This window comes from Novipirellula rosea, assembly GCF_039541335.1.
Classification (GTDB): Bacteria; Planctomycetota; Planctomycetia; order Pirellulales; family Pirellulaceae; genus Novipirellula; species Novipirellula rosea.
Genome location: NZ_BAABGA010000017.1, coordinates 1 through 12,574 on the forward strand (window position 1 = coordinate 1; position 12,574 = coordinate 12,574).

A 12,574-nucleotide genomic window follows, 5' to 3' on the forward strand; every position below is an offset into this window, starting at 1 on the left:
GACGCACCATTTACCTTCCCGTTAAGACCGGTCCACTGTCAACTTTTCGTGGGCAATTCCACACCTCGGCTCTTTGGCAACGGGCCATGGCCTTGGTACAATTTTTCGTAGTTCAGACATCGCGTGCTTCGTTTAGGGCGGTGTCGGCAAAACCCACCGTTGTGTGCTCATGGATGTCAGCAAGGTCCCCGAATTTCTGCGCCCTCTTGTGCCGTATGTTGAACGATGGACGGCAATTGGCAACGATGAGGTTCAAGCCCGCCTGGCAGCTGCCCGGTCGGATCAAGCCAAAATGGACGACACCCGTCGATTCGGCGAGCTGTTTACTCCTGAGCTTCAGGAAGAATGCGCCTTATGGACAGACCGAGAACCTATCACTGAGTCAGAAGAAACGAGCGCATTCTACTTTGCCATTGGCGTCCTCGATGAGTTAGATTTACTGCAATCCGACGAGGACCGGAACACGGTTAATAGCCACATTGAGGCACTCACGAAATTCGGTTCGTACCGCCTGGCTTCCGAGCGAATGCACGCTGCAAAATTTTTGGCAGATTTTGGCGATCATGCTTCCAGTGCGATAGAGCCGCTTCGGACCGCACTCGATGATGAGGACCACCGAGTACGCGTTTGGGCGCACTATGCGCTTTACAAGATCGGCGGAGGCGATCAAGCCCACATTGAATCCATTCGCGATTACCTACACGACGCTGACAACGAAGTAAGAACAGAGGCGGCACCCGCTTTAGGCCGGATTGGACCGGATGCGGCTTGCGGAATCCCTGTTCTAGTCGACCTGATTGAAGATCCACGACAAGATGATTTCGACGTTCCAGTTTTCATGGAGACACTCGCGTCGATTGGAGCGGATAAATCACTTGCAAAAGAGACGATTAAACGAGCGACCCAATCGGATAGCGAATGGATACGAAAAGAGGCTTCGGAAATCTTAAAATCAATGACGGACGATTGAGTGGCACACAACAAAACATGTCGGCGAGGATGCTTCGCAATCGCCGCTTCGGTTTATTGACTCCGTCCGGTTCATTACAATTATTGGCAATTCAAGGTCGTGCGTTCGGATGACGGCGGCGACCGATTGGCGATTGGCACATCGAGCGGACGTTTTGACATCATTGAAATCAGTGCCTAACCAACCCTTACCCGCCAACACGACGCGGGCGGTGACGCTACTCTGCCAATATTTAAGGCGAGTCGCTTCGTGGCAAGGATGCGGCTGGATGTTAGAGCTAGCTCGGTTGACGCCACCAAACGTTTGTCGCGGCATGAAGCATTCAGAGTACTGCGATGAGATGTTTCGTTGGGTATCGCCTTGTCACGCATTTAGAGGAATACAGGAAAATGGGTGACAGAAAAATGATGTTGCTGTAATTTGGGGCTGACCATTTTTCTGTCCCTCATCTTCCTGTAAATTCACTTTTGCTTGATTGATAACTGAAGCAGTGCTTCGCGAAGCCGATTCTTACACAACCAAACATTGCAGCAGCTCACAGTGCGTTGTCCAAAATATCGCCTAAAATCAGAAGTCTAAGAAGCGAGCCTTCAGCGTGGAGTCTCCCCCCTCATGAAGTACGGCACCGAGTTGATCATAAGTCCGTTATTTGCCACAGGTCGTTGGTGCTTCTATGGAGTATTCTGGATCAATCGACCTCGATGGGTTGATCGACCTCGACTCGCTCGCCGCCAACGGTGCCTATCACTGGACGTTTCTGGCATTCCCAACGTCTACCGTGAACGAGCAGGGTGTTCCATCCGATCCAGACGCTCAGCGATACATCGCTGCCGTCCAATCTTCTGGTGTTCCCGTCGGAATTTGGTGCAACTCACCTGTCGATGGGACCGCGTATGCGGCAGTGACACATGACGTGATTCCTCAACTTCATCGTGCCATCAAGGGCCTAACTCAGTATCAAGCGTCGTTTGCCGCAGACTTGAGCGAACGGTTGTTGGCGGAATCTGGCTCGTCTGGCACATAAAAATGTGTGGTCGCTGAGTTGCGGCATTCATGCCGCAAACGCCTTCCTTCTTCATTCCACGCGGGGCATCGTTGTATAATCGACTGCGTGGTGAACGTCTTGCGTTTCGATCAGAGGCGGCGTCGGCCAAACAACCCGTAGGACACTAGCGTTTTCCGATGGCACACTACGCTGACCTTGCACCCTGCGACTACTTCACGTCGGATCACGATGGCAAGCTTGTTGCTGTCGGCTGGCTCGCTCGCGGTCACGAATTTTCGCGTGGTGACGTCGACTCTGATCTCGTTACCCGTATCCACCAACTCCTCGTGAACCCGTGGCAACCCTGCGTTGCAATGGGACCGCACCCCTGTGACTTCTGCCGCGTTTCGGGCGGCCCCGGCCAAATCACCATGGACACCATCTCCGCAACGCTAGGTGTCTCCAACCTTTTCGTCCCTGCTGATAATCGGCTGTTCGTCGCTCCGTCGCTGATACTTCACTACATAGACGCCCACGATTATTCGCCGCCCCAAGACTTCTGCGATGCCGTGATGGCGTGTCCTGAAATGCGATCCATCGACTATCTCAAACTCATTCGCAAGGTTGCGCCGCCTGCATTGTTTTCTATCAACGAGACCGTAATGTAATGCCCCGTGCCCTACAGCTTGTTAAGGTTTGGGGTCAGCGAGGAGCGAGCCTGATCCCAAGCCCAGCGTTCAAGGCGAGCCGCTTCGTGGCGGGAGACGGCTGGATCGCTAATGCGACGTCGTATGACAATACGAAGCCTAGTGGGAGCGCATCGCGATGCATCGTAGTGCCATGGATGAAGTGCTGCATTCTGCGGGAAACAGGAAAATGATGAATTTGTAAGTTGGGGGCTGACCATTTTCATGTTGCATTCATCTCGCTGGCTCAAGGAACAAACACGGGACGAAAGTAAACAAGACGAAGTGGAATTCGGTAGCCGGTTGGTGTTGATCTTGTGCTGCGTTTGCGGAAATCTGATGGGGATGTGTCTATCGGGGCTTCAGGTCGTTCACGTTGTTTGTACGGTGTCTCAGGTCTCAGTGCTGGCTAAAATGCAGTCCCGCATTTTTAATGCATTAGTGGGGGCGTCGCGTCCGGGTAACTAGGGAGCCGGCGATTCTGATGCCATTCGCGTACAGGGTCTGCTTGGCAAGTCGCGTCTGTGAGAAACCATAATTCCCTTATTTGGGGGCGGATAAATAGGAATTCCGAGACGAGGCCCTACCCGCACGGTTCCGTGTCGGGCATCGGCGTTAAAAGCAAATGCCCCAGCACCGATCCCGGAGGTCCTTTCGGTGTGCCCCCGCGCGGGGCGTCGCCCGTTCATCGAGGACTATTGTGGCGTGCACTCCCAACGAAACCCAAGTACGTAAGTTCCTATGGTTCGTTGTCCCTGGTGCGGGATTTTGTGGCAACGTTTCGGCTGTGCGGGACGAACGGTTGCGTCGGCGGAACAGAACCCTCACAATTATGGTCCGCGGGCCAGTCACCCGCGGATCTGAAACACCGCCGGCTGACCTCGGTGGTTTCCAAGGGTAGGCCGCTCGCTACGGTCGGACGATTTAACCGGCCGTTGTTGTCCTTTCTGGCGCGGTCGTTGAGTCGGCCCGCAACGAAAGAAGTTATGGATCAAGCGAAATATAATGAATTGATGTTGCGGTGTTTTAATATCCCTAAAATCGAATCGATGCTGGTCTACTTTATTGATTCGCTCTCAAGGTTCATCGAAGCACACGAGGAGGATCTTCATACGAATTGGGGAATCATTCACCAGCTAGGTGAATGGCTATCTAAACACGGGGAAGACGATCGTGCACCGGAACGCGTTGTCGTTGAAATGAAACCTCCGAAGAACCCAAGCCTACCGAGCGAAATTACTAATCGCATTGGAGCCGAAATGTGGGAAGCTGTGTTGCCCAAATTTAAGCGAGTCGCTGAGCTAAAGAATCAGACTGATAGGCTTCTCGGTCGATCAGACTATGCTGCGAATTGTGAGTTTCGGCGGTTGCTAATTGAACGCAACACGGCGATGGATGATGTTCTTAACCTCTACCGAGACTATCGAGTCGGGTGCTTTTTGATGCTCGACGAAGTCCGTAAACAGAGAAAGGACCATAGGGTATCGACGGCAGTGGAGTCGAATGCACCCGAGGGGTTTCTCAAACTAAAACCGGTTGTCCAACGGTGGTTGGAACTTCCTAGCAAACTAGGAGGACCCACAAAGACTCAACACGACTTTGTTTTATACCTCGTAGAGCAAAATGGGCGCGCTAAACCTGCGGACATCTCGACTGCATGCGGATTGGATTACGAAGACCCCCGCGATGGTTGTCGGAAGATGGTCACGCGAATTCAGGGGAAAATTACCGATACCCAGCCGTGGGATATCACCGCGGAGGATCGGGGCGAAGTTGCGATATTCGAACGTCCCCAGAAGGTCCTCAAAACGTCCTAAACGCGTCTCTGATTCGTCGGACGAATTTTTGGACATTAAGCCTCTCTCGAATTGGAGGCTTAACCAATGCAACAAAAACAAAAGCGGGGTCGGTCCCCGTTCGACTGCATTCTTGACGCTGACGTTGTTCGTTGGCGATTGCAGTCGGTCCTGACCGAAGCGAGTCGACTGCGTTTTCTACTTCGCGTTGCAAGCGAAGTTGAAAGCGGTTCTCCCCTCGATGAACCGGAGGCTGGTCATGTCTGATCATAACCTACGGCTCGTGATTGCCACCGCACGTCGTCGTTTCCTTCGACGTTTACAAGATGGCCCCGCCACGTTCACCGACGCAATTAGCGGTATGGCCCTGCCTGAGGGCATGGACGGCCGCATGTTCGGTTTGATGGTCCGCGAGCTGCACCGGGATCGGATCATCAGGCCCGTCGGGTATGTCCCGTCGTCAAATTCTTGTTGTCATTCACGACTTTGGGAACTTGTCGACGACACGAAGGGCGGTGCGGAGTGACCTCTGTGGAACTTGAAACGCTTGCCGATGCGGTGGTGGATGGTGTTGATGATCGCTTGGCTAACCGCCGGCGATTGTTGCCCCGCCATGAACTGGACCGAGTGATCGGCGTTTCGGTAGCGTTGCTAGTTAAGATGATGCGAAACGATGAATCGCCGGTAGGTTGTTGCGGATGCAAGGGGTTGTGCGTTCCGTATGCAGTGATGACACTCATTGTCGATTGCATGCGAGTCATGCGACTGCAGTGTGGACGCCCACCTCCGGCGGCGTTCGTCGCCGACTAGGCAATGAAAAAGATCGGCTCGAGACCGTTATGGTTGGAGCCTCAAAATATTCTGTCTTGAAGCAATTGCGGTCGGCAACTTTCCAAACGATGTCGACCGCAATTCTCTGCCGACCCATAGTAGCTGCTTGGGAAAGTAAAGTCTCTCCAGATGGATTGTGAGCGAGAAACATGCGGTGTCCCCCTGCGTCGTTCTATGGGGCAAGCTGCCGTCGGATGCACCTGACGCATTCCGTTGCTATCCGCTTTACCAAGCGGTAAGTAAATTACAGGAAAATGGGTGACAGAAAAATGAGGATGCTGCAAGTTTGGGGGCTGAGCATTTTTCTGTCCCTCATTTTCCTGTAAATTCACCTTTGCTTGATTGATAACTGAAGCAGTGCTTCGCGAAGCCGATTCTTACACAACCCAACATTGCAGCAGCTCACTGCACCTCTTCCTAAAATATCGACTAGAATCGGAAGCCGAATAAGCGAGTCTCAAGCGTGGAGCCTCGCAACCTTTAAGTACGACACCGAGTCGTACATTACGACCTTGTGCGGCCTATGCTCGAATGAGTTTCAATCCGTACCAATCGCCAGACTCGAGCCCCGTCGAAGCAGAGCACCGCCCATCGCGTGATGGCACTCGTGCCGTACGCATCGCGATTTATTCCCATCTAGTGATCGTAGCGCTAACCGGAATCGCGATGACTCACGATACAAGATCGGTGATCTGGTCTGAACGCTGGGAACCGTTCCTGGAACTTGCACTACTGATCGGGCTAATCGGACTGTTCATTTGTCCTGTCATGTTGTTGGTCGCGGTTTGGCGTTCGTCTCTGTCGCCTTTTCGTCGTTTCGCAGCTCTAGCAGTGGGTGGCGGAATCGTCTTCGCCCATTTCATCGCCCTAATCCCCAGCGTCCAGTAGTTGACGGCCGCATATGATGGTTCTTACGCAAGGTCTGCATCGTGGCGGGGATGCGACAGGATCGTTGACGCAATGTCAGTCGATGATAAAGAACCTTAGCTTTTGGTGCAGTCAGATGCACCTGACGCATTCCGTTGGCTATCGCGTTATCTCGCGTTCAGAAGAAAACAGGAAGATGGGTGACAGAAAAATGATGTTGCTGTAATTTGGGGCTGACCATTTTTCTGTCCCTCATCTTCCTGTAAATTCACTTTTGCTTGATGGGTGTATGAGGCCAGGTCTCGCGAGCCGATTTTTCGTGCAGCCGAACTTTGTAGTTACCCTTAGTACCTCGTCAAAAAAATTGACGGAAATCGGAAGTCTAAAAGCGAGTTTCTGTCTAGAGCCGCCACCCATAAGGTGCGGCAGCCAACACCTCTCAGTCGCACTGTTGGGCATCCATACCGAATCGCCTTGATCGTGCCGCATCATTCCGTCTTTGGTAGACTGAGCGATGTGCACGGCTGTTTGGTGTCGCGGACTGCGGCGATGGCGGTGCGGATCCGTTAGTAGACCCTCGTTCGATGATGTTCACGCCGATGCCTGCACTGATCGACATGCGTGGCAATTTGATTGCCGCTGCAATCCTGTTGGTGATTGGCGTCGTCGTGTTCCGGTTTGTTCGCCCACCATCTGCGGCGACCTCGTCGCGTCGTTGGCTTCCGATTGTTGCTTTTGTCTGTGGTCCCGTGGTCGCGTTTCTCTGGACAATCGCAGACGTATTCTGGATTCAGCCCGGCTCGTATCTCAACTTCGCTGAATACGTCGAAACATTGATTCCCGTGCTTATCATCGGCGTCATCGGTGGCGCGGTCGGGGCGTTCGCTTTTGGGGTGGGCGACCGTATCACGCTTCATCGCCGACGCTAATATGGTTTTACGCTAGGTCTTCAGCAGGCCTTCTGCTGTTTGGCGACGTCAGCAGGCCTTGGTAAAATTTTTGGCAGTTCAAGCTCACTCGCTTTGTTCAGGGTGTGTCGAAAAAAATTTGCTGTCTGACTCAAGTGCTTGCGGCAGTTGCGGGTTCCTGTTGGTACGGATTAGTGCATATCAGTATTCGGTTGTCTTTGGCACTACCGCACGCTCATCACCACTGGTTACCACAAATCGAGATTGGATGTGCCAGACGACGATGGCACGATCACGTCGGTCGATGTTACCGAACGGTAGGTTGAGACGCAGTTAGATGCGTCTGACTCCGTCTTTTGGAGTCCGCGTTGTCCGGCGGTCAGAGGATTACAGGAAGATGGGTGACAGGAAAATGATGACGCTGCAGTTGGGGGCTGCCCATTTTCCTGTCACTCATTTTTCTGTAAATTCCGCCTTTGCTTGATGGGGGTACGAAGCCAGGTCTCGCGAGCCGATTTTTTTCGCAACCGAACTTTGTAATCACCCACAGTGCCTCGTCAAAAACAATCGACTGAAATTGGAAGTCAAAAAGCGAGTTTTCTGCATGGAGACGCAACCCGTAAGGTATGTCTCCGTGTCGTATGTAAAAACCTAATTGGGCGGCTCAAGTGCTTGCGGCAGTTACAGTTCCTAACCGTGTCGATTAACGCGTATCGGTGTTCGCTTTGCATTGCCTGTGCCGAACACTCATCGCCACTGGTTACTACTGGTCGAGATTGGATGTGCCGGGCGGTGATGGCACGATCCCATCGGTTGGTGTCACTGAGCTTTAGGTTGAGGTGCAGTCAGATGCACGTGACTCAATCTGTTGGAGTCCGCGTTATCAGGCGGTCAGAAGAATACAGGAAGATGGGTGACAGGAAAATGTTGATGCTGCAGTTGGGGGCTGCCCATTTTCCTGTCACTCATCTTCCTGTAATTTCACTTTTGCTTGATTGGGTATGAGGCCAGGTCTTGCGAGCCGATTTTTTTCGCAACCGAACTTTGTAATCACCCACAGTGCCTCGTCAAAAACAATCGACTGAAATTGGAAATCAAAAAGCGAGTTTTCTGCATGGAGACGCAACCCGTAAGGTATGTCTCCGTGTCGTATGTAAAAACCTAATTGGGCGGCTCAGGTGCTTGCGGAAGTTACAGTTCCTAACCGTGTCGATTAACGCGTATCGGTGTTCGCTTTGCATTGCCTGTGCCGAACACTCATCGCCGCTGATAGGCACTAATCGAGATTGGCTGCGCCAGACGCTGATGGCAAAATTACGTCGGTCGATGTCACCGAACGGTAGGTTGAGACGCAGTTAGATGCGTCTGACTCCGTCTTTCGGAATCCGCGTTATCAGGCGGTCAGAGGATTACAGGAAGATGGGTGACAGGAAAATGGTGATGCTGCAATTGGGGGGCTGCCCATTTTCCTGTCACTCATTTTTCTGTAAATTCCGCCTTTGCTTGATGGGGGTACGAAGCCAGGTCTCGCGAGCCGATTTTTTTCGCAACCGAACTTTGTAATCACCCACAGTGCCTCGTCAAAAACAATCGACTGAAATTGGAAATCAAGAAGCGAGTTTTCTGCATGGAGACGCAACCCATAAGGTACGTCTCCGTGTCGTATGTAAATCCGTGTCGTATGTAAAAACCTAGTTGGGCGGCTCAAGTGCTTGCGGCAGTTGCAGTTCCTAATCGTGTCGATTAACGCGTATCAGTGTTCGCTTTGCTTTACCTGTGCCGATCACTCCTTGCCGCTAATTGGCGCATATCAGGATTGGTTGTTCCAGGAGGCGATGACACGATCAAGTCGGCGGATGTCCACCAAACGCTAGGTTGAGACGCAGTCAGTTGCGTCTGACTCCGTCTTTTGGAATCCGCGTCGTCAGGCGGTCAGAAGAAACAGGAAAATGGGTGACAGGAAAATGTTGATGCTGCAGTTGGGGGCTGCCCATTTTCCTGTCACTCATCTTCCTGTAATTTCACTTTTGCTTGATTAGGGTATGAGGCTAGGTCTCACGAGCCGATTTTTTTCGCAACCGAACTTTGTAATCACCCACAGTGCCTCGTCAAAAACAATCGACTGAAATTGGAAATCAAGGAGCGAGTTTTCTGCATGGAGACGCAACTCGTAAGGTACGTCTCCGTGTCGTATGTAAAAACCTAGTTGGGCGGCTCAAGTGCTTGCGGCAGTTGCAGTTCCTGATCGTGTCGATTAACGCGTATCAGTGTTCGCTTTGCTTTACCTGTGCCCAACACTCATTGCCACTGGTTACTACTGGTCGATATTGGATGTGCCAGACGACGATGGCACGATCACGTCGGTCGATGTTACCGAACGGTAGGTTGAGACGCAGTTAGATGCGTCTGACTCCGTCTGTTGGAATCCGCGTTATCAGACGGTCAGGAGAATACAGGAAGATGGGTGACAGGAAAATGATGATGCTGTCGGTTTGGCGCTGAGCATTGTTCGGTCGTAATGAACGTGCTGTCTCCGGCCTTCTGGCTCCGCGAAGGAGGAAAAGGAAGAACGTAAACGAGGGCCGGGGTGGATTCGGGTGAAGGACGCCAACTCCAGCGATTGCAGCTCGCTAGCCGTGGCAGTCAGCCAGAAAGGGCGACGCGTTTCGTTTGGGATTCAGGCGAATCAAAATGGGCCAAGATCGAGATCGTTGCTGGCCGTTGTGGCAAACGCTTTGCCTGAGGTATTGGTTGGCCTGAGATATTAGTCGACCAGAGAAGTTTGTGCCGGTTCGGCGGCATCGCTTTTCGCGGGAACGGCAGATGGTCAACTAGCCTCGTTGGGCTATCAACCTGCGTTCAAAAGAGTGGGCGATACCGGATTCGAACCAGTGACCTATGCCGTGTGAAAGCATCGCTCTAACCAACTGAGCCAATCGCCCGCTTTTCTGTCGTCGCTTCGTTGGCCGGGAATCTCACAGTCGTTCACAGAACTTGCGGTCGATTCCTTGGCGCCGACAGGTCACCAAGCCTAACCGGAGATGCGAATCGATTCCAGTGGGCCGGCAGCAATATTTGCTCCCGATTCTTGGGCGTCTTCGCTGTGAACCCAAACCGAGTGGCCGGAAGCTTGCGCATGGCAGTGGCTTCCAGCCTGGGGCTTTTATCCAAGCGGTTCGTTAGGCCGGGGGTTTGAACTTGGGAGCCGATGGCTCTTCGGGTTCGTCCTCGGGTTCATCCAGCTTGGTTGATGCAGGTGTGTCCAGCGTCAACGCTCGCTTGGCTTCGTATTCGGCCTCACGAAACTGTTGTTGGACATCGTTGAGAGTGCGTCGCACATCGCGGTAGCTGCTGCCAAATTTGCGGGCAACCTCGGGGAGATTGCCGCCAAACAACACGACTGCGATGACTCCGATCACCATCAACTCAAATGGTGATAAACCAAACATGTTACGCTTTCCCGCTTGGCGAGTGAGTCTCGTCCTCTTCTTCGTCCGTCGTTTCCGCCATACCCCGTTTGAACTCGTTCGCACTGCGACCGAGGTTTCGCATCAAACTAGGCAATTTGGCTCCGCCGAAAAGAACCAGTGCAATCAACAGCACCACCATCAATTCGGGAAGTCCAGGGAAACCGAATGCCAGTACCATGCACTGCGTAAACATCGACATCATTAACATTTTTTGCTCCGCTACCGAGGCTCTTGAAGGAGAATCCTGACGCAAACTTCGGCGAAAGCGGGTAGGTCGATCGACACACAAGGGCGCCGAACACCTCCTGAACCGATGGTCGGGGATGGATGGGGGGCGAGCAACTTCGCTCGCATTGCCCCCATTGTATTGTCCGGCCGCCGAGAGTCAAAGTCCCGTGGCCCAAAAATCAGTTTGCGGGTCTATTTGGGGTCGGATTTTGACGCCTTTCCTCGATCATGTCGCCCCCACGGGCGAGCCAACGCAATGCTTTCTGATTTATGGCCCATCATTTCGAGTGTTCTCGGCGTCTTTCTCGTCATCGGTATCGGCGCCCTGTGCCGGCAAACCGGTTGGTTGACGCGTGCGGCGGACCAGTCGCTTGCCAACCTGACCGCCAAAGTCCTGCTGCCCGCTCTGTTCGCTAACCGGATTTTGACGAGCGATCAAATGAGCCAGTTCGCGACCGCTTGGTTCCCGCCGGTCTTCGGCTTTGGCACCACCGCTCTGGGGTTTCTGATCGGGTATTTGATCGCCCGATTTCTGGGGCACTGGATCGGTTTGGACAGCGATTCCAAACAACGAACGTTTGCACTTTGTGTCGGTATCTGTAACTACGGTTACATCCCACTACCGCTGGCGCAGCGGTTTTATCCCGACGCCGAAGTCGATCTGATCTTGCATAATGTCGGAGTCGATATGGCGCTTTGGAGTATTGGGATTGCGGTGATCGGGGGCGCCAGCGGAAGCGGGTGGCGGCGAGCCGTGCTGAGTGCGCCGGTCGTGACCGTCATCGTCGCAGGATTGATGCGACGATTCGGTCTCGAACAATGGATCCCCGATTCCTGTATGAGCGCCATCGAGATGCTTGGCAATTGCGCGATCCCGATGGGGTTGCTGCTCAGCGGAGCGATCATCATCGACTACCTAAAAGAAACCACGTGGTCCGGATCCGCCCGCGTCGTGTGCTGGGCAATCGGAATTCGGCAAGGCCTGCTGCCACTACTGCTGCTGGCCATTGCCACCGTCATCGCGAATCTTTCGAATCAGATGACGCTGGATATGAAGCAGGTCGTGATGCTCGAAGCCGCAATGCCTGCGGCGGTCTTCCCGATTGTGTTGGTGCGACTGTATGGACGCGATACGTCGACGGCATTGCGAGTGGTGCTGTCGACTTCGATCGCCGGCATCCTGCTGGTGCCGGTTTGGTTGGGAATCGGCAAGTGGTGGTTTGGCGTCTAAGCCACGGGGCGACTGATAAGCCAAAGGGTGCCCGATAAACCAAACGGTGCCCGATAAGCCAAGGGGTGACTGATGCCGCTGCGGTTCTGTTTACTCCAGTGCTGCGGTGCTTGACCGCGCATAAAAGAAGCCGGGCGTGCCTCAACTCGGTGCACGCCCGGCCTCATTGTTTAGTCAGCCGTGACTCTCCGTCTTAGTTTAATTTTCCAGCGAAACAACCGTAGCTTCCAAGCTTGATCCACCTGCCATCCTGGCTGGCGATTGCCATCTGTGCTTCTTGCATTTCAATCCTGGGACATCATGTCCTGTAAACGCGAATCCGTGCGTCGAGCGAAATGTTCGTTGCGGCAATGAAGTTCGTTTTCAATCTCCCTAATCACCCGTCCGTGCGTAGCTTTTCCTTGAATTGGGTTTCGATTCGACTCGCTGCAAGCTGCAGACTCCTTCCGCGATACAGACTTGAGTAGAATCGAAGACGACATTCTTTCCATTGATTCGCCAGTCCTTGCAAACGAAATGGAAAGTGATGTTGTCTATGATTGGCAGCTCGAACAGGTCGCCAATCACGCTTCCTCCTGAAGCGTGATCACGGGGTTCGAGCG

Annotated in this window: 12 protein-coding genes and 1 tRNA gene; 10 read left to right on the forward strand and 3 right to left on the reverse strand. The window is 53.1% G+C overall.

Annotated elements, in window-relative coordinates; all coding sequences use genetic code 11:
* The first annotated feature begins 169 nt into the window (after nucleotides 1-169).
* The 9 genes from ABD971_RS05730 to ABD971_RS05770 all read left to right on the forward strand — a co-directional run bounded on the left by ABD971_RS05730 (nucleotide 170) and on the right by ABD971_RS05770 (nucleotide 7,064).
* The gene (locus ABD971_RS05730) at nucleotides 170-970 is read left to right on the forward strand and encodes a HEAT repeat domain-containing protein (protein ID WP_345320279.1); all 801 of its coding nucleotides are present in this window, start codon (nucleotides 170-172) and stop codon (nucleotides 968-970) included.
* Between the two features lie 673 nt (nucleotides 971-1,643).
* Nucleotides 1,644-1,994: a hypothetical protein gene (locus ABD971_RS05735; protein WP_345320281.1), complete on the forward strand. Its 351-nt coding sequence runs from the start codon at nucleotides 1,644-1,646 to the stop codon at nucleotides 1,992-1,994.
* A 158-nt stretch (nucleotides 1,995-2,152) separates the two neighbouring features.
* Nucleotides 2,153-2,623, forward strand: a complete 471-nt coding sequence (locus ABD971_RS05740; protein ID WP_345320283.1) for a DUF7919 family protein — start codon at nucleotides 2,153-2,155, stop codon at nucleotides 2,621-2,623.
* Nucleotides 2,624-2,866: 243 nt separating this feature from the next.
* A complete protein-coding gene (locus ABD971_RS05745; RefSeq protein WP_345320285.1) occupies nucleotides 2,867-3,109 on the forward strand; it encodes a hypothetical protein in 243 nt (80 codons plus the stop codon).
* Nucleotides 3,110-3,627: 518 nt separating this feature from the next.
* Entirely contained in the window at nucleotides 3,628-4,458 is an 831-nt protein-coding gene (locus tag ABD971_RS05750; protein WP_345320287.1) for a hypothetical protein, read from the forward strand.
* 238 nt (nucleotides 4,459-4,696) lie between these two features.
* A complete protein-coding gene (locus ABD971_RS05755) occupies nucleotides 4,697-4,963 on the forward strand; it encodes a hypothetical protein (protein ID WP_345320288.1) in 267 nt (88 codons plus the stop codon).
* The gene (locus ABD971_RS05760; RefSeq protein ID WP_345320290.1) at nucleotides 4,960-5,247 is read left to right on the forward strand and encodes a hypothetical protein; all 288 of its coding nucleotides are present in this window, start codon (nucleotides 4,960-4,962) and stop codon (nucleotides 5,245-5,247) included. The genes ABD971_RS05755 and ABD971_RS05760 overlap by 4 nt, the downstream gene beginning before the upstream one ends.
* Before the next feature lie 552 nt (nucleotides 5,248-5,799).
* Nucleotides 5,800-6,156: a hypothetical protein gene (locus ABD971_RS05765; protein WP_339942164.1), complete on the forward strand. Its 357-nt coding sequence runs from the start codon at nucleotides 5,800-5,802 to the stop codon at nucleotides 6,154-6,156.
* A 578-nt stretch (nucleotides 6,157-6,734) separates the two neighbouring features.
* Nucleotides 6,735-7,064 (forward strand): hypothetical protein, encoded by a 330-nt coding sequence (locus ABD971_RS05770; RefSeq protein WP_345320293.1) that lies wholly within the window; start codon nucleotides 6,735-6,737, stop codon nucleotides 7,062-7,064.
* Between the two features lie 2,847 nt (nucleotides 7,065-9,911).
* On the opposite strand, the gene ABD971_RS05775 is transcribed toward ABD971_RS05770, so the two are convergent.
* The 3 genes from ABD971_RS05775 to tatA all read right to left on the reverse strand — a co-directional run bounded on the left by ABD971_RS05775 (nucleotide 9,912) and on the right by tatA (nucleotide 10,721).
* Nucleotides 9,912-9,985, reverse strand: a tRNA-Val gene (locus ABD971_RS05775).
* 237 nt (nucleotides 9,986-10,222) lie between these two features.
* Nucleotides 10,223-10,492, reverse strand: a complete 270-nt coding sequence (locus ABD971_RS05780; RefSeq protein ID WP_339946825.1) for a Sec-independent protein translocase subunit TatA/TatB — start codon at nucleotides 10,490-10,492, stop codon at nucleotides 10,223-10,225.
* Between the two features lies 1 nt (nucleotide 10,493).
* On the reverse strand, nucleotides 10,494-10,721 hold the full coding sequence (gene tatA / locus ABD971_RS05785; RefSeq protein ID WP_372722771.1) for a twin-arginine translocase TatA/TatE family subunit: 228 nt from the start codon (nucleotides 10,719-10,721) through the stop codon (nucleotides 10,494-10,496).
* A 276-nt stretch (nucleotides 10,722-10,997) separates the two neighbouring features.
* Here tatA and ABD971_RS05790 point away from each other — a divergent pair, with 276 nt between their 5' ends.
* Nucleotides 10,998-11,972 carry an AEC family transporter gene (locus tag ABD971_RS05790; RefSeq protein ID WP_339946827.1) on the forward strand — a complete coding sequence of 325 codons (975 nt, stop codon included), beginning with the start codon at nucleotides 10,998-11,000 and terminating at the stop codon, nucleotides 11,970-11,972.
* Nucleotides 11,973-12,574: the final 602 nt, after the last annotated feature.

What these genes read in the sequence shown, in the direction of transcription:
- ABD971_RS05750 (WP_345320287.1), top strand. Translation starts at nt 3,628, where the DNA reads ATGGATCAAGCGAAATATAATGAATTGATGTTGCGGTGTTTTAATATC.
- ABD971_RS05765 (WP_339942164.1), top strand. Translation starts at nt 5,800, where the DNA reads ATGAGTTTCAATCCGTACCAATCGCCAGACTCGAGCCCCGTCGAAGCA.
- ABD971_RS05745 (WP_345320285.1), top strand. Translation starts at nt 2,867, where the DNA reads ATGTTGCATTCATCTCGCTGGCTCAAGGAACAAACACGGGACGAAAGT.
- ABD971_RS05755 (WP_345320288.1), top strand. Translation starts at nt 4,697, where the DNA reads ATGTCTGATCATAACCTACGGCTCGTGATTGCCACCGCACGTCGTCGT.
- ABD971_RS05790 (WP_339946827.1), top strand. Translation starts at nt 10,998, where the DNA reads ATGCTTTCTGATTTATGGCCCATCATTTCGAGTGTTCTCGGCGTCTTT.
- ABD971_RS05735 (WP_345320281.1), top strand. Translation starts at nt 1,644, where the DNA reads ATGGAGTATTCTGGATCAATCGACCTCGATGGGTTGATCGACCTCGAC.
- ABD971_RS05730 (WP_345320279.1), top strand. Translation starts at nt 170, where the DNA reads ATGGATGTCAGCAAGGTCCCCGAATTTCTGCGCCCTCTTGTGCCGTAT.
- ABD971_RS05780 (WP_339946825.1), bottom strand. Translation starts at nt 10,492, where the DNA reads ATGTTTGGTTTATCACCATTTGAGTTGATGGTGATCGGAGTCATCGCA.
- tatA (WP_372722771.1), bottom strand. Translation starts at nt 10,721, where the DNA reads ATGTTAATGATGTCGATGTTTACGCAGTGCATGGTACTGGCATTCGGT.
- ABD971_RS05740 (WP_345320283.1), top strand. Translation starts at nt 2,153, where the DNA reads ATGGCACACTACGCTGACCTTGCACCCTGCGACTACTTCACGTCGGAT.
- ABD971_RS05770 (WP_345320293.1), top strand. Translation starts at nt 6,735, where the DNA reads ATGCCTGCACTGATCGACATGCGTGGCAATTTGATTGCCGCTGCAATC.